General features: G+C 53.7%; 13 protein-coding genes and 1 pseudogene. 8 read left to right on the top strand and 6 right to left on the bottom strand.

The window, feature by feature from the left end:
- Window positions 1–92: 92 nt before the first annotated feature.
- Together RC85_RS01700 and RC85_RS01695 are read right to left on the bottom strand one after the other, a co-directional pair.
- Window positions 93–977, bottom strand: coding sequence for a LamG domain-containing protein (locus RC85_RS01700; protein ID WP_068258149.1), 885 nt, complete (start codon window positions 975–977; stop codon window positions 93–95).
- Window positions 978–1,040: 63 nt separating this feature from the next.
- Entirely contained in the window at window positions 1,041–2,777 is a 1,737-nt protein-coding gene (locus tag RC85_RS01695; RefSeq protein ID WP_068258148.1) for a sodium:solute symporter family transporter, read from the bottom strand.
- 424 nt (window positions 2,778–3,201) lie between these two features.
- Here RC85_RS01695 and RC85_RS01690 point away from each other — a divergent pair, with 424 nt between their 5' ends.
- The 3 genes and pseudogenes from RC85_RS01690 to RC85_RS26550 form a co-directional block, all read left to right on the top strand.
- Window positions 3,202–4,614, top strand: a complete 1,413-nt coding sequence (locus RC85_RS01690) for a BNR-4 repeat-containing protein (RefSeq protein WP_235033369.1) — start codon at window positions 3,202–3,204, stop codon at window positions 4,612–4,614.
- Window positions 4,611–6,320: a sulfatase family protein gene (locus RC85_RS01685; protein ID WP_084422268.1), complete on the top strand. Its 1,710-nt coding sequence runs from the start codon at window positions 4,611–4,613 to the stop codon at window positions 6,318–6,320. The genes RC85_RS01690 and RC85_RS01685 overlap by 4 nt, the downstream gene beginning before the upstream one ends.
- Before the next feature lie 43 nt (window positions 6,321–6,363).
- A pseudogene (locus tag RC85_RS26550) lies at window positions 6,364–6,453 on the top strand (hypothetical protein); the annotation flags it as partial.
- Here the strand turns inward: RC85_RS26550 and RC85_RS01680 are convergent.
- Entirely contained in the window at window positions 6,434–7,354 is a 921-nt protein-coding gene (locus RC85_RS01680) for an AraC family transcriptional regulator (protein WP_068258147.1), read from the bottom strand. The pseudogene RC85_RS26550 and the gene RC85_RS01680 sit on opposite strands and share 20 nt — an antisense overlap.
- Window positions 7,355–7,510: 156 nt before the next feature.
- On the opposite strand from RC85_RS01680, the gene RC85_RS01675 reads away from it, so the two are divergent.
- From RC85_RS01675 to RC85_RS01655, 5 genes are all read left to right on the top strand, one after another.
- Window positions 7,511–8,761: a tagaturonate epimerase family protein gene (locus tag RC85_RS01675; protein ID WP_068258146.1), complete on the top strand. Its 1,251-nt coding sequence runs from the start codon at window positions 7,511–7,513 to the stop codon at window positions 8,759–8,761.
- A 253-nt stretch (window positions 8,762–9,014) separates the two neighbouring features.
- The gene (locus tag RC85_RS01670) at window positions 9,015–10,082 is read left to right on the top strand and encodes an aldo/keto reductase (RefSeq protein WP_235033370.1); all 1,068 of its coding nucleotides are present in this window, start codon (window positions 9,015–9,017) and stop codon (window positions 10,080–10,082) included.
- Window positions 10,075–10,509: an L-fucose mutarotase gene (fucU, locus tag RC85_RS01665; RefSeq protein ID WP_068258144.1), complete on the top strand. Its 435-nt coding sequence runs from the start codon at window positions 10,075–10,077 to the stop codon at window positions 10,507–10,509. Before RC85_RS01670 ends, fucU begins: the two co-directional genes overlap by 8 nt.
- Window positions 10,510–10,547: 38 nt before the next feature.
- The gene (locus tag RC85_RS01660) at window positions 10,548–11,387 is read left to right on the top strand and encodes an amidohydrolase family protein (RefSeq protein WP_068258143.1); all 840 of its coding nucleotides are present in this window, start codon (window positions 10,548–10,550) and stop codon (window positions 11,385–11,387) included.
- A 14-nt stretch (window positions 11,388–11,401) separates the two neighbouring features.
- The gene (locus RC85_RS01655; RefSeq protein WP_068258142.1) at window positions 11,402–12,421 is read left to right on the top strand and encodes a zinc-binding alcohol dehydrogenase family protein; all 1,020 of its coding nucleotides are present in this window, start codon (window positions 11,402–11,404) and stop codon (window positions 12,419–12,421) included.
- Window positions 12,422–12,434: 13 nt separating this feature from the next.
- Here the strand turns inward: RC85_RS01655 and RC85_RS01650 are convergent, their stop codons facing one another.
- From RC85_RS01650 to RC85_RS01640, 3 genes are read right to left on the bottom strand one after another with little or no spacing between them, the layout of a single operon-like run.
- A complete protein-coding gene (locus tag RC85_RS01650; protein WP_068258141.1) occupies window positions 12,435–14,795 on the bottom strand; it encodes a GEVED domain-containing protein in 2,361 nt (786 codons plus the stop codon).
- Window positions 14,796–14,800: 5 nt separating this feature from the next.
- Window positions 14,801–14,995, bottom strand: a complete 195-nt coding sequence (locus RC85_RS01645) for a hypothetical protein (RefSeq protein ID WP_068258140.1) — start codon at window positions 14,993–14,995, stop codon at window positions 14,801–14,803.
- Window positions 14,996–15,005: 10 nt separating this feature from the next.
- Complete coding sequence (locus RC85_RS01640) at window positions 15,006–16,217, bottom strand: DUF1559 domain-containing protein (protein ID WP_068258224.1); 1,212 nt, start codon at window positions 16,215–16,217, stop codon at window positions 15,006–15,008.
- Between the last annotated feature and the right edge of the window lie 10 nt (window positions 16,218–16,227).

Raw genomic sequence — 16,227 nt, 5'->3', positions numbered from 1 at the left:
TGAAGGACTCGTAACCTCGTCCACTACGAAAACCGCCACTTATCGATCGAACGTCACCGACTGGCGGAGCGGTCGGGCGACTATGGTCGAACTCATTGATTGGCGTCGACCAGTTTGTAGGTTCGCACATAGTCAATCAATGTGGTTCGGTCTTGCACCGTGGCACTGACGACCAGGCCGCCGTCGTCAGGAATGGGGTTCCAGTCGTAGCACTCGATTGAAAGCTGTAGGAACATTTCCTGATCGAAATCGACCGGCGGTTCAATCGAATAGACGTATTCCCCGTCCAGATAGAATTTCAACTCTTTGGGACTTTCCCACCAGCACGCATAGCGAAAAAAGCGATCCGAATTTTTTTCCTCTAGATGCTTAGCGTTCTGATGTTGTTCAGCCTCCGGGTTCAGAGGGGTTGTTCTGCGGATCGCATTGGAGTGCATGATCGCGTCCCAGTGTTTCGCCCATGCCTGGGATTTTTCGGAGAGGTGCCCGACCGACTCGGTAATGTCAATTTCGTGCTTTTTTCCTGGCGTGCCCCGCGACATGATCCAAAATCCGCCGCCCATTTCCGTCTTGTTCATTTTCATTCGGCACTCGTAGTAGTGCCCCACCGATGTTGGTACCACGGCACGCACGATGCCGCCGTGGTACAGATAGGTCGCTGGTTCCTTATACTTGTTCGATACGACTGGCTTGGGCAGTTTGCCAACCAAAATTTCCATCATCCCGTCGCGCAGTCGAACGGCTCGCTCCAAAAACAAACCCGGTGGTCGTCCGATCCAGTCCAAAGCCGGATGTCCTTCGGGATCAGCCGACCACTTTTTTGTATCGAGACTGTCGCCGTCAAACTCGTCGGACAACTCCGGTACCAGTTGCCAGTTTTTTCCGGTGGGCGGTTCGGGCTGGGCAGCGCATTCATTGCAGTGACAAAGAACCAGTAATGCGATCGCGACCGCAGCAAAGGGAGAGGACTTAAACATGGTTTCCTAGCAGATTGGAGGTTTGTCGAATGGATGATTTGGTTTTCTGAGAGACAGTGTTGGCTACCAAAAGATGGCATAGAGGGTGATCGTTGCAATCACAACAACGACACCCACAACTTTGGCACCCTGAGAGGTTTCTAGTTCAATGTTCTCGTTGACTGGCAGCACGACAGGTGTCTTCATTGGCTTGACGAGTGTCAGGATTATTCCTGCCAGCATGACGATGAAAAAGCAGATTGCCATTCGATCTAGGAAGGCCATTTTATCGGCGTACCACCATCCGTTTTCCACCATGATCGGACCGAGGAACCATTTGAAAGCTCCATAGGCAACCACGTTCAATCCGATTCCCACCGCTCCAAAGTAGCGTGGGGTTCTTGGTGAGAAGAAACCGAAAATAAAGACGGCCACGAACCCAGACGAAATGAAACCCTGGAACTCTTGGATGTAGGCAAAGATGCTCTCAAAATTGTCCAACCTGGGAGCCACGATTCCCGCCAGAATGACGAATAGCACGACAAAGAAACGCCCCACCTTGACCAGCTTTTTCTGGTCCCTTTCGCCAGTAAATTTCGCATATAAATCCATCGTGGCGATCGTTGACGCTGAGTTCAACATCGATGCAAGGGAACTGATCACCGCACCACACAGAGCCGCCAGGACAAACCAGGAAATCAACGGCATCGGTTTGATCAGGTTTCGGACCAACACCGGAAACGCACGGTCATAGTCGTATTGGCCAGTCGTCGCGTTCAGTAGGTCAGCGCTATACAGATTGAAGGCCAGGATGCCTGGAATCACAACAAGGAACGGGATCAACAGCTTCAAGAACGCAGCGAAAACGATTCCCTTTTGACCTTCAGCAAGCGACTTTGATCCGAGCGTCCGCTGAACAATGTACTGATTCAAACCCCAGTAGAAAAAGTTGGGAATCCAAAGGCCAATCAGAAGCGCTGTCCAGGGGATGTCTGAATCTTCCTTGGGACGCACCATGTGAACCTTACCACCCGAACCGTTGGGCCCGTTGCGTGCCTCGGCTTCGCCGTTGACTCCATCATTGAGTAGCATGAATCGTTCCCAAGCGCCGGCGGCCTCAATTTGTTCCAGCGTCGCATCGGAATTAGCAACTTTGGTTTCAAAGAGTTCAGAGGCAGGGGCTTCGGCCAAACGATCAAAGGCCAGGTACATCACGATCGCTCCGCCAACAATCAAAGCAGCGCCCCAGATCAGGTCCGTCCAGGCACATGCTTTCAGTCCGCCGATGAAAACGTAGACAGCGGCAAAGGTTGCGATCAACCAACACATCGCGGTCAGGTTATTCAGCACCGGAACGGTGTTGTAATACTCTGAAACAAATTTGGCACCGGAGAAGATGACCGAAGACGTCGTAACAAACACCAAGGTCACGATGGCGGGAATCGCCATTGCCAATCGAGCGACGCCGTCAAAGCGATACTCAAGGAACTCGGGAATTGTGTATAGCCCGGCTTTCAGAAACCTGGGCAGGAACCAAAACGCGACGAAGATCAGCGTGACGGCGGCCATCCATTCATAGGACGCGATAGCCATTCCCAACCAGTTAGCCGAAGCGCCCGACATGCCGACAAACTGCTCTGTCGAAATGTTGGCCGCGATCAACGAGAAACCCACCAACCACCAAGTCAGGCCGCGACCGGCGAGAAAGTAGTCCGAGGCATCGTTGGAATCGTCGCCATCATCCCCCTTGCTTTTCCAGATTCCCAAGGCGATCACGCCTACGACTGCGAAAATGAACAGTGCGACTTCGAGAACATTCATGGAGAGATTGAAATCCGGCGGAGGCAATCGTTGTTCTGAACGAAGGCGGTGCAAATTGCGGGCAGTCTGCCGAGAATGCGACCTTTACATTTTCGCGATCTGTCAGAGCGGTTGGGTGACGCCTGTGGTGCCGCAGTTCGCTTGATGGGCCAAATAGAACGTTTGGCGTACGCTAAAATGCCGCAAATCGCGGCCCGATCCTTGTACAGCCCACTGTTGATTGTTAACATCCTACAGTCGGCGGTTCCTGTTGCAAGGACCTTTCAGGCGTTTTCTTTCCAAGTCTGTGCGTGGCCTGGCAGTGGAAGCGCCAGGCAACGGAAGCGTCTGGCAGTGGAAGCGCCTGGCAGCGGAGGTATCGCACGGCCCTCGCCAAAAGTACTGAGGATAAAAGAACAACCCACCACGATTGGCAATCATCACAATGAATCGCTTGATCTACGTCGCCACCATCCCGCTTTTACTTTGCTGCATGTTTTGCCTCGAAGTCCACGCCGAACAGGTTGGGGGCACGACTGAGTCGGTGAAGACGACTACCCCAAAGGACGACCACAAGTTCACGGTCTTTGCGCGAAACACCGGTTGGTGTTGGTTTCAAGATCCGCGGGTCATTGCCCAAAACGGCAAGTTGTTCATTGGCTCAGTCGCAGGAAACGGCTCCGGACCGGCGACGGTTGGTGTTTACGATCTAGTGCAGAAGCAGTCGATCGGCACGGTAACGATGCAAGATAATTTTTCTAGAGACGATCACAATTCGCCGGTGTTTCATGTTCGGCCCGACGGCAGTGTGTTGGCGACTTATGCGAAGCACAATCGCGACAAGTTTCACTACTCACGCATTTCCGATCCGTCTGACCCGCTGAAATGGAGCGATGAAGTCAAGCATCAGCGGACGTCCCCGAATCCCAAGGATCGTGTCACGTACATGAATCTCTACGAGCTTGACGACGAGAAGAGGCTCTACAATTTTTACCGGGGCATTAATTTCAATCCGACCTTCGTGACTTCCACCGACCACGGCAAGACTTGGAGCGAACCAGTCCACTTTTTTAAGAATGAAGGTGGTCAGCGGAATCGTCCCTACGCAAGGTATTCCGGCAATGGAAAAGACTCGATCTATGTGAGTGTTACCGACGCGCATCCACGAGTGTATGGCAATAGCATCTACTATTTCGAGTTTCGAGAGGGCAACTTTTACAAAGCGGACGGGACTGTGATTAAGAATCTAGCGACCGATGGACCACTTTCCCCTCGTGAAGCGGAACGAGTCTATCAAGGTAGCGGAATCAGTCGCGGCGGGCCTGGAAAGAGTGCTGCGAATGCGGCCTGGACCAGTTCGATCACGGTCGACGGCAAGGGGCATCCTCACATTGGCTACACCTTGTACATCAGCAACGAAGATCATCGTTATCGCATTGCGTCATGGGACGGCGAAAAGTGGCACGACCGTGAAGTTGCCTACGCCGGAAATTGCCTTTACACGAACGAGTCCAGCTACACGGGGCTGATCACACTGGACCCGAGCGATCCGAGCGTCGTTTTCATCTCAACCGACGTCGACCCGAAAACGGCGAAAGAGATTGGCGGGAAGCATGAAATCTACCGTGCCAAAGTAGGTGTGACCGACGATATCCATTCGATTGTTTGGGAAGCCGTCACGCAGAATTCGCCGGTTTGCAACATTCGCCCGGTCATTGTCCGTGACGGAGACAATCGCATTGTTCTTTGGAACCGAGGCGAGTTTCGTACCTATGCTGACTATGACCTGGACGCAGTCGGGTTCGTCGAAAACGTCAACAACCGTTCATCCAACAACACCCATGAACAAAATCCATGATACAACTCAACTGCTTCCTGATCGCCGCACTCGCACTTTGCTCGACAGCCTTCGCCGGTGACGAATCGACAAACTCCGCCCGGCCGAACGTCTTGTTCGTGATGTCGGACGATCACACTTCGCAAGCCATCGGTGCCTACGGCAGTCGGCTGGCAGCGCTGAATCCCACGCCCACCATCGACCGGTTGGCTGCCGAAGGGATGCGATTCAACAACGTCGTCTGCACCAATTCGATCTGTGTTCCCAGTCGGGCCAGCATCATCACGGGGCAGTACCCGCACATGGTCGGATGTCACACGTTGATGGGTGGCGTGCCGGCGGAGCGTCAATACCTTGCCCACGCGATGAACGATGCCGGTTACCAAACCGCGATCATCGGAAAGTGGCATTTGCACGATCGTCCCGAAGCATTTGACCACTACCAAGTTTTGATCGGACAAGGCGAGTACTTTGACCCGCGATTCCGAGTACGAGGCCAACAGAAACCGATGCTTACCCAAGGTCACTCCAGCGACGTGATCACCGACTCGACATTAAAATGGTTAGCGGAGCGGGACGACCAGAAACCGTTTTTTCTGATGCTGCACTACAAAGCGCCGCATGACATGTTTGACTACGCGCCTCGCTATGAATCCTACTTGGCCGACACGTTTATTCCTGAACCGGCCAGCATGTATAGTCCGGGCAATCATGGTTCCATCGCCACTCGCGGTGCCAACGACGAATTGACCCCGTACATCGGCACTTCGGTCAGCGGTCGCAACCTCCGCCGAAACTACTTTCGCTACGGCGGATTCGACGACAAATTTTCGGCAAACGAAGCGACCAGCCGTGGCTATCAATACTATCTCAAACGCTACCTGCGCTGCGTCAAAGGTGTCGACGACAACCTCGCTCGCGTGATCAAGCATCTTGAAGACACCGACCAGTTGGACAACACGTTGATCGTCTACACGGGCGATCAAGGATTTTGGCTTGGTGAACACGACTACATGGACAAACGCTGGGGCTACGAGGAGTCACTGAAGATGCCGCTGATCGTGCGCTACCCCAAGTCTGTTTCGGCCGGCAGCGTGAACGATTCGATCATTGAAAACATCGACTTCGCGCCGACTCTGATCGACTTTGCCGGCGGAAAAGCACCCGACGTGATGCAGGGAAAGAGTTTTGCGTCGCTGATAACGACTGGCGACGAACCTGCGAACTGGAAAGAGGCTGCGTACTATCAGTACTGGATGCACATGATCCACCACGAAGTTCCCGCGCACCTGGGCATCCGCACCAAGCGATTCAAGTTGCTGTTTTTCACCGGCACTCCGATCCCCTATGACGCGCGGCAGAATCCGTTCGGCGAGATCGCCACCCCGCCGGGCTGGGAACTGTACGATCTGGAAAAAGACCCGCAAGAGATGAACAACGTGATCGACGACCCATCCTACGCAGCCGAATTGGTGTTGCTAAAGAAACAACTTGCGGACCTTCGCGAGCAAGCCGGAGCAGCACGCCCCGAACAAGTCGATGACCCCGAGGTGAAGTCTGCGATCGCGAACATCAATCGTGTCGCGAAAGAATTTTGGGACGATACGCCGCAATCAAGGATCAAGGCAGCAAAGATATCGGCTGAAACACTGCAAGCGATCAAAGACAACCCTTACTACGTGGCAGATGAACAGGACGCAGCGCTAGGCCGCAAACCAAAAGAGTAGGTCATGTCATGAAAACAATACTCGTCTTCCTGGTTGCCAACGCGACCACCAGCGCCTGACGTACCGATATCAGGGCCGTGATTTCCGCTTGACTGATGTCCACGGTCACGTCGTCAAGAGCTTGATCGCTTAATGGCTTCAAGAGCCGCTTGGCGAGATTCAACCAATTGATTGGGAGGAATTCCGTAGATGCGTTTGAAGGCGCGAGAAAACTGAAACGCATCAGAAAAATCAAGCTCCTCTGCGACCTGTTTGACCAGCAGTCGTTCTTCCAACAGCATTTCTGCGGCCCGATTCATTTTTTTTCGGAGCAAAAAACGATAAGCACCAATGCCTCCAAAGCGACGAAATAGTCGCGACAGGTGGACCGGTGTGATGTCGCATTCCGCCGCAACTTCATCAACGTTCTTCAATCGCAGGAAATGCTTTTCGATATGCTCACGGACACGTTCGTAAGTCTCATAGGCGCGAGGCATCGTGGGCGATTCCGCAAGGCAGCATTGTCGGATCTTGGCAAACAAAAGTTGCAACACATGCCTACAAACTTCCCCTGCGATTTCGCCGTCGATGCGTGCTTCGCGATCGAGCATCTCGAAGAGTGCGACGAGTTCATGCATTCGGGTCGCAAGAAGCGTGCTGCCTGAGAGTAAACCCGTCTGACGAAGAGCGGCCTCGGCTTCATGCCCAGTAAAGTCCACAAAGTACTTACGCATGTGGAATTCGGGCCGGCTGACAATTCGGTGGGGTGTTTGCGGTCCATAGGCAAACATGACTCCCGGCGTCAGTGAGAAGTTGCGATCTCCCAGCCACACTTCGCCACGACCTTCGGTAACCAATTCCATCCCGAAATAGGGAAAACAATCACGGCTGATCACATAATCTGCTCGCGTCCGCTCCACGCCTCCGCAAACGACCGTCAGAGCGTCGTTGGTCGAAGGGTTCAAGTCCAAGTAGTACCGGCGCGCTTGCGAAACTTGATCCGATATGAACGCCGGATCCGACTGATTCAGTTCAGGCTGGGAGTCTGTAGGCATCGTTTGCTCGTTCGATTTTTCTCGGACACGCCAAAGAACCTAAGGCATTTTTCAATGTTAAGAATAGACATGCAAATGTCAATCTTGGCTATGGAACACCAGTTTAATGCGGAGACAATTAGGCGAGTCACTAAACTTGCTTAGGAAATAAAATACATGCTCCCCATCGAGAAATACACGTTTGGCGTGGGCGATCGTTTCGCCCATCAGGCAGTGGCTCAATTGCGAGCCTTTCAATTACTTGCCGACGAGGGTGTCGATGTGACACCTGTATGGAACAAGTCCAACCGTGAGCACACGTTCGTCGGTTCACAGCCACAAAGCGTGTTTGATGCCGCCAAGAGCGCCGTCGAGCAACTCGGCTGGGATAAGTCTTGGCATGTTGATGCCGACCATATTCAGTTGACGACCGTCGAACCGTTTTTGCCGTGCAGCGATTTTTTCACAATCGATGTGGCCGACTCAATTGGCAAACCTGCTTCGCCCGATGACGTCGCAGCATTCGTCGACCGGCACCCAGAACTGGTCGGTTCACTCCAGATCGACGGAATGTCGGCACCGCTTGAGGTGACCAAAGAAGACGTGTTGCGTGTGGCGGAGCAATACCTGTTGGCGGTGAACGAGGCCGGAGCCATCTATCGGCACATTGTTGACACCAAGGGCGACGACAATACCATCGCGGAAATATCGATGGATGAAACCGATGCGCCTCAGACACCACCGGAGCTGCTGGTGATTTTGGCAGCGATCGCAGACGAAGGCGTCCCTGTGCAAACGATCGCACCAAAGTTCACCGGTCGATTCAACAAGGGAGTCGATTACGTCGGCGATCTCAAGCAGTTCGCGAGAGAGTTCAACGATGACGTGTCCGTGATTGCACATGCAGTCAAGACGTATGGTTTGCCGAAGACGTTGAAACTTAGCGTTCACAGTGGCAGCGATAAATTCAGTCTCTATCCGATCATTCGCGAATGCTTGCAGCGCACCGGGGCTGGATTGCATCTGAAAACCGCCGGCACGACATGGCTGGAGGAGATCATCGGGCTGGCCGAAGCGGGCGGTGATGGTCTTAAACTCACCAAAGAGATCTACGCCTATGCTCTTGAGCATGTCGATGAATTCTGTGCTCCTTACGCCAGCGTCATCGATATCGACCACACCAAGCTGCCGGCCGCCGATACAGTCAACCAATGGACTGGGCAACGGATGGCGAGTGCAATTCGCCACATTCAAAGCAACGAACACTTCAACCCGCACATGCGCCAACTTCTGCACGTGTCGTTCAAGGTCGCGGCGAAGCATGGATCACGTTACACCGACCTGCTGAAGTCCAACGCAGCGATCGTGGGCGGCGAGGTGACCAAGAATATCTTCGAGCGGCACTTACGCCCGCTGTTCGTTGGCTAGTGTTTTAACAAGATTTGATTTCAAGGTAGTGGACGAGGCAACGAGTCCTTTTCATGCGGCAACGGACGGGGACTCGTTGCCTCCTGTCAGCTACCCACAAGTCGGCAAACGTAGCCACAAGCTGCCAGCTTGTGAGCTAAACTGACAATCAGCTAACAAGCTGGCAGCTTGTGGCTACGTTAAGAGGTTGAGTTGTGGGTAAACGTCAGCTCGTTGCCTCGTCCACTACAGCCAACTCACACGGCGAATGTCAATGCAAACCAATTCAACGACATCTCAACTCGGGACGACCGCCTTGCAGTTGCCACCAATCATTTTTGGTTCCAGCGCTTTGGGCAACCTGTATCAGGCAATTGGCGACGAGGTAAAGCGAGAAATCGTGTCACAGTGGTTTACCCAATCGACTGGCGTCGTGGTGGCGGACTCGGCGGGTAAGTACGGAGCGGGGCTTGCACTGGAGTGCATGGCTGCGGCGCTGACGCAGCTTGGTATCGATCAGCAGGACATTTTGATCAGCAACAAGCTTGGCTGGCGGAGAGTGCCGCTTGTGGGTTCTGAACCGACATTCGAACCTGGTGCTTGGGTCGACCTAAAGCATGACGCCGTCCAAGACATCAGTTACGACGGTATGCTTCGATGTTGGGAACAGGGCTGTGAGTTGCTCGCACCCTATCAACCACAAATCGTTTCGGTACACGATCCAGACGAGTATCTAGCCTCGGCCGTTGATGAGTCAGACGCTAGCGCGCGATGGGACGATCTTGGTGGAGCCTATCAAGCATTGTTCGAGCTGAAGGACCGTGGCACGGTTTCGGCGATCGGCGTCGGGTCGAAGGACTGGCGCGTGTCGCAGCGGCTTTGCGACACCTACGACCTAGACTGGGTCATGCTCGCAACCAGCCTGACAATCTACGAGCATTCACAAGATCTGTTGGATTTTGTTGAATCGCTTCGCAAGCGGAATATCTCGGTGATCAATTCAGCGGTCTTCAATTCAGGATTCTTGATCGGGGAAGACTTCTTTGACTATCGAAAGATCACGGGTGAATCTGCCGAAGATCAATCGCTATTGAAATGGCGAGCGAAATTTCATGACATCTGTGCCCGGCACCAAGTCTCGCCTGCCGAAGCCTGTGTCGCCTTTGGTATGTCGCCACCTGGTGTGATTGCGACGGCGCTTAATAGCAGCCGCCCCGGACGTATCGCCCAAAATGTTTCGTTGGTTCATGCAAAACCAGCGGATGCGTTTTGGAGCGAATTGAAGAACAGCGGGTTGATCGCTGAAGACTATCCCTACTTGGCCGTGAACGATCATGCTTAAAGGTATCTCACCTCTGCTGTCTCCTGAACTGTTGGCTGAAATCTATCGCATGGGGCATGGCGAGGAACTTGTGCTCGCGGATGCTCATTTTCCTGGCCACCAATTCAACGACCGCGTGTTGCGGGCGGATGGAATTGGAATCGCCGCGTTGCTTGACGCCATCTTGCCACTGATGGAGCTTGATGCGTACGTGGATAACCCGTTGATCATGATGGCAGCCGTCTCGCCCGACACATTGGATGATTCGGTCGAGGCATCTTACCTCGTTTCCATCTCCAAGCATGCTCCTGACGCTCCCGCGATTACGCGACTTGATCGCTTTGCTTTTTATGAACGCGCAAGGATCGCGACAGCGGTGTTAATGACGGGGGAAACCGCCAAGTACGGAAACATCATCATCAAGAAGGGCGTTACACCGATTGTGTAAGCAGCAGCAGCGATGACGACACTCTTGAAAGCAATGCGATGAAAATTGATTCCCATCACCATTTTTGGAATTACGACCCCGCCGATTACGGTTGGATCGATGATTCGATGGACCAACTGCGACGCGATTTTACTCCCGCTAACCTAAAGCAGGAAATCGACAGCGTGGGAATTGATGGCGTGGTATCCGTGCAAGCGAGGCAGTCGTTTGAGGAAACAGAATTTTTGCTCGACTACGGTGATGCAAACGACTTCATTTTGGGCGTTGTGGGCTGGGTGCCGCTTCGACATGCAAACGTCCAAAGCCAGTTGGATGCTGTTTCGGAGCGGCCAAAGCTAAAGGCCCTGCGCCATGTCGTTCAAGATGAACCCGATGACTCGTTCTTGCTCGGGGAAGATTTCAATCGTGGCGTGAAGTTGTTGCGAGACTATGGCCTCGCCTACGACATCTTGATTTTTGAGAAGCATCTTCCCGTCGCGACGAAGTTCATTGATCTCCATCCAGATCAAACCTTCATCCTAGACCATATTGCGAAGCCGCGTATTCGGGAAAAACAACTCGAACCTTGGCGTTCAAACATCATCGACATTGCCAAACGTCCGAATGTCTTTTGCAAGTTCTCTGGTCTTGTTACCGAAGCCGACCACGGCGCGTGGACCGCAAACGATTTGCTGCCCTACTGGGAAACCGTACTGGAAGCGTTCGGCCCCCAGCGGCTGATGTTTGGGTCGGATTGGCCGGTGTGCCTGATCGCGTCCGAATACAAACGCTGGTTCCAGATCGCTAACCGGTTTGCTGCCGAACTTTCACAAGCCGAACAGAGTGCATTTTTTGGCGCAAGCGCAGCAAAAGCGTATGGCGTACAAATACCCAATTGAAAGTACAGATTCAAATGAAGGCGTTACAAATTGACGATCCGGGCAGCACAAGTGTTGTTGAACTCGATCGCCCCACCCCTGCACCGGACGAAGTTTTATTGAAAGTCCAGCGGGTGGGTTTGTGCGGGAGTGACTTAAGCACGTTCCGTGGGCTGAACCCTTTGGTCAGCTATCCCCGAATTCCGGGACACGAGATCGGAGCAACGATCGAGTCAATAGGATCGGACGTACCGGATGAACTGCGGATTGGGCAAAATGTCTTGGTCCTGCCTTACACTGCCTGTGGTACGTGCGCAGCATGTCGAGTGGGGCGCACGAATTGCTGCCAACACAATGAAACGCTCGGCGTTCAACGAAACGGTGCGTTGTCGGAGTTCTTTACTGCACCCTGGCAAAAACTGATCGCATCCTCCACTTTGTCGATCACCGAACTTGCCCTTGTCGAGCCGATCACGGTCGGGTTTCATGCGGTGGCCCGAGGTCGAGTGTTGCGTGATGAAACGGTTGCCGTGTTTGGTTGCGGAGCCATTGGGCTGGGAGTGATCGCGGGTGCGGCGGCGCGCGGAGCAATGGTGATCGCCATTGATGTTGACGATTCGAAGTTGGAATTGGGAAAGAAATGCGGAGCAACGATCGGGATCAACTCACAATCCGAATCGTTGCATGACCGATTACGCCAGCTCACTGACGATCGAGGGCCGGACGTGATCGTGGAGGCCGTTGGGCTGCCGCAAACCTTCCGCAGTGCCGTCGACGAAGTCTGCTTTGCCGGCCGCGTTGTTTACATCGGGTATGCGAAGGCACCGGTGGATTACGAAACAAAGCTCTTTGTCATGAAAGAAATCGACATACTCGGTTCACGCAACGCGCTTCCCGAGGATTTCGCAGCGGTGATCCAACTGCTGGAATCTGGCAAATTCCCGGTCGATGACGTGATCACCGCAACGGTTCCCTTGGCATCGGCACCGGAAATCCTAAAGCGTTGGAGCGACAAGCCAGGCGAGTTTACAAAGATCCACGTTGACCTTTCTTAGGACAACAAACGATCTATTGGCCCAAACCGAAATTAGCTCGAAAGGCGGCGAAGTCGCTCAAGCCGATCATTCCATTTCGGTCAGCGTCCAGATCGCTGCGGAAGTTGTTGTCGGTTGATGCACTACCAAACACCGAACGAAACGCCGCGAAGTCACTTAAGCCTACCGTCCGGTTGCCATCGCCCACGTCGGTGAGTCCAAACAGGCGAAACAAATGATCGATCGGGATGACAGAATCGCTTTGATCAAGCGTCGGGCGATAACTTAGTTCATAGGCTCCGTCAGCCAGCGTTGGTAAGACACTGGGCTGGGTGCCCGTGATGACGAAAGCTCCGCCGGTGAAGGTCAATGTCGATCGAGTCGACACAGCGTCACTGTCATTGACCACTGCAATCCCGGTTACGGCGACGCCGGTGGTTGAATGACGCAGCACGAAATCGCTGGCGACGGGATCCACCATCGAATCAAATTGAATCTCAATCGATGTCAATTCTGAACGAGTCGGTTGACCGGAATTGACCACCCAACCTGAAACGCTAGCGACCGGGCCTACTGTCACCAAGTAGTCTTCGACTTCGCCATCCGCGGCGACCCCCAACGCAGCAAGCTCTCCATCGGAACTGACTCGGACACGCGCGACGGTTTGCCCGGACAACGCTTCCGAAGGAACCGTGTAGTTCAGCGTTTGCACACCGGCACCGACCGCCGCTTTATTAAGGATTCTCTCATCATCGTTGAATGCTCCGTCCTGGTCAAAGTCGATCCAAGCGTCGACATGCGCGCTGGCAGCGTTTTGTAGATCGACATTGATTCCCGCCGCGTTTCCAGCAACGATTCGACCGAACAACACTCCATCATCATCAACCCCTTCTCCGTCGGCAATCGGCGTAGGTTGTCCGTTGGTTTCGCCGTCACGCAGCGATCCTAGACGTGGTCCGATCGCCAAATGCGCTGGACCGTATCGGACGATCGATGTCCGGAAAGATTCCGGCGCATCACCGAAATCGACATATTCGCCAGCGAGTACCGCGTCAGAAAATGTGATTTGCGGAGGATGGGTTAGACCACCAGCCAGGTCGATGGCTTCACGAATTGAAAGGTCGCCGACTGAAAAGTCGTCGTCGTGTTCATCAATTTCAAGATCAACGATGATCGAACCGTTATACATCGCGTTGAGCTCTGCGAGCAGGCGAGTTCCGTTGACCGAGTTGTCGGTGCCACCGACGATGGGAACGAAATCGAGCCACTGGGAATTGGCAAAAAACTCCGTGGACTGTCCGGTTCCGCCAAAACCCTGATTCGCCCAAAAGTAGCTCGGACCTTTGCCACCTTCGCCCGACTTCGCAAAGAAGTGTCCGTTGGATCGTTGAACCGTGTTGTCGTCAAAGCTAAGGTTTTCGATGAAGTAGTTGTCAGTCGTCTGCAGTCCTGAATTGTCGAATATTTTTTGAGTCGTTCCGTTGTCGGCCCATCCCAGCATGAAGCGGCGGTTGGGGTTGTTTAGATCCACGATCAAAGCCTGGTTGCGCACAAAGAAACTGTCATGTGCGGCTTCTTCGACAAAGCCAGCGAAGCGTCCAGCGCCGATCGATATGTTTTCGTAAGCAACATTGGCGTCGGTAAAGGCATCAAAATCAATGGTATCAGCACCCGCGTTGACAACGAAGTTGTGAACCACGGACGAATCTTCTGAACCCAACATCCAGATCGCACGATTGACGGTGTCGCGGATATGGTTGTTGATGAACAAGATATCTTTGGCTCCGTAACGAGCAGTCATGCCTTCCCAAACGTGGGCAATTTCGAACCCGTCGACCACGACGTTTTCAGCGCTACCAGCGATGTAAACCGCCGTCGCGTGACCGGCGGTACTGGCTAGGTCCGGGTTGCTATGCAACAACGCATTGTCGATTCCGATAAGTTGAACGTTGTCTTCACGAACGCGGAAGATTAGGTCGGCGTCGGAACCGGTGTTTTCGAGGGTCAGATTCTGAACGTCCGCGAATTGGCCCCGCTTGTAGATACTGCCTTCGACGTAGATGGTCGTATCGGGGGGAACATCGATCTCGGTTCCGTCAGCCAAAACTCGATCACCAACGATGTGATAGGTCCGACCTGGACCACCGGTGGCGATCGTCAACAACCCGGCGTCGGTATCGATCACATCGGTAACACCGACGGGAACCTTGGAACTGGCAATGGCTGACACGACCGTCGCCAAGATTTCTTGATCCAGAAAATCATCCCGCATCGAACTGCTTTCGATCGCATCAACGGTTCGTTGCTGGACACCGATGGCAAGCAGTTCGGAGGACGTAACAGCAAGAAGCCGCCGACCTTCGAGCGATTCGATCTGAAGTTTGCGATGCGTCAAAGGATTTAAGACTTGTCTTTGGCCGCGCCGCCAGGCGCTTGAAACATCTTGTCGGCCGCCTCTTGGGCGTCGGGGTTGTCTTCTAAGTATTGATCAATCTCGCTCTTGGGCGTCACGACGCCTTCGTTGGATTGATCACACCCCGCTAGGCTTAGGGTGACCACGCCGATGAAAGCCAAGAAGCAAGCAGAGCGAGACATGGGATGTCGATTAGAACTCAGCATCGATCACCTCCTTCGATGCTCGAGTCCCCAAAGATCCCCACAAACCAAACGGGCTCTCGGAACCGCCGGGTAAGTAATTGGTCACAGTCGCTTCGCGGCGAACTTGCCGGCTATTGCTGTTTCCCGCTTCGATGGAATCCGTCACAAACTTAATGGCACCGTCGGTCATTAACACATGGCAACCACCTTGGTGACGACTGCTGGGCGGACAAACGCCTTCGAAGTTGTGGAGGTTGGGACCCATCCCGCTCATGCACACCTCCCGGTTGGGCGGCAGGATTGTGTTCATCCCAGAATAAAAGATTCGACCATAGGCCCATTTGAGTCCACGGCGTTCTTCGGCGGTGCCCTGTTGAGTGCCGCTGCCCCAAAATTGTGGACGCGTTGGGTCGCGAAAACCGTTGCACAACATCGCTCCGTTGTCACCGAACAGGTTGCCGCCCGACTCGGTGGCCACGGTGCGAACATCGTTATCCCCCAAGTCGGTAACGATTTCGCCCATGCAGATTGTGTTGGACAACCCATCCAAGACGTCTCGAAAAGCAGTTTTAAATCGAGGCACAAACACACCTCGCTGTGCAGCACGAGTGTCCTGGGCTAGATCGGTCGTTGAGGACCCATCGTGGTCCAGGGCTCCTGTTGCTCCCTTGTGTGCGGCGTCGCCTAAACAGACTGCATAATTGGTGCGTCCTTGCCCAGGCAAACCAATGCCTGGATCACTGGGGCAACGCAACATTGGCAATTCCGTCATCCAGGGGTCGTAACGAGTGACCCCATGGTTGGCGATCGCCATGTTAGGACAGGGACCCATCGCCGAAAAGCTGAACGTCGTTGATCCCTCAGGGCGGAACGGGTTGCTGATTTGTTCCCACAATGCCTGCTGTTCCATAAATGGCGTCAGGCCTACCGTCGCACTCAGTTCTAATCGGTTGTGGCCGGGATTGAGCAGTGAGACGTTAAAGGCATTGCTGATGTCGGAAGTCGTTCCTCCCAAATGCTGCGGCAAACGGTTGTAGGCAGAGTGGTAATTGTGAATCGCCAATCCGATTTGTTTGAAATTGTTGCTGCAACTCATTCGCCGCGCTGCTTCGCGAGCGGCCTGTACGGCGGGTAACAACAGCCCCACCAACACACCGATGATGGCAATGACCACCAGCAGTTCGACCAATGTAAACCCAAGACGATGACGCCTAACCATGCTTAACTCC

Source organism: Rubripirellula obstinata, assembly GCF_001642955.1.
Lineage (GTDB): Bacteria > Planctomycetota > Planctomycetia > Pirellulales > Pirellulaceae > Rubripirellula > Rubripirellula obstinata.
This window is presented reverse-complemented; position numbering and strand designations above follow the sequence as displayed.

What these genes read in the sequence shown, in the direction of transcription:
- RC85_RS01695 (WP_068258148.1), bottom strand. Translation starts at nt 2,777, where the DNA reads ATGAATGTTCTCGAAGTCGCACTGTTCATTTTCGCAGTCGTAGGCGTG.
- RC85_RS01675 (WP_068258146.1), top strand. Translation starts at nt 7,511, where the DNA reads ATGCTCCCCATCGAGAAATACACGTTTGGCGTGGGCGATCGTTTCGCC.
- RC85_RS01680 (WP_068258147.1), bottom strand. Translation starts at nt 7,354, where the DNA reads ATGCCTACAGACTCCCAGCCTGAACTGAATCAGTCGGATCCGGCGTTC.
- RC85_RS01670 (WP_235033370.1), top strand. Translation starts at nt 9,015, where the DNA reads ATGCAAACCAATTCAACGACATCTCAACTCGGGACGACCGCCTTGCAG.
- RC85_RS01685 (WP_084422268.1), top strand. Translation starts at nt 4,611, where the DNA reads ATGATACAACTCAACTGCTTCCTGATCGCCGCACTCGCACTTTGCTCG.
- RC85_RS01690 (WP_235033369.1), top strand. Translation starts at nt 3,202, where the DNA reads ATGAATCGCTTGATCTACGTCGCCACCATCCCGCTTTTACTTTGCTGC.
- RC85_RS01655 (WP_068258142.1), top strand. Translation starts at nt 11,402, where the DNA reads ATGAAGGCGTTACAAATTGACGATCCGGGCAGCACAAGTGTTGTTGAA.
- RC85_RS01645 (WP_068258140.1), bottom strand. Translation starts at nt 14,995, where the DNA reads ATGTCTCGCTCTGCTTGCTTCTTGGCTTTCATCGGCGTGGTCACCCTA.
- RC85_RS01660 (WP_068258143.1), top strand. Translation starts at nt 10,548, where the DNA reads ATGAAAATTGATTCCCATCACCATTTTTGGAATTACGACCCCGCCGAT.
- RC85_RS01640 (WP_068258224.1), bottom strand. Translation starts at nt 16,217, where the DNA reads ATGGTTAGGCGTCATCGTCTTGGGTTTACATTGGTCGAACTGCTGGTG.
- fucU (WP_068258144.1), top strand. Translation starts at nt 10,075, where the DNA reads ATGCTTAAAGGTATCTCACCTCTGCTGTCTCCTGAACTGTTGGCTGAA.
- RC85_RS01700 (WP_068258149.1), bottom strand. Translation starts at nt 977, where the DNA reads ATGTTTAAGTCCTCTCCCTTTGCTGCGGTCGCGATCGCATTACTGGTT.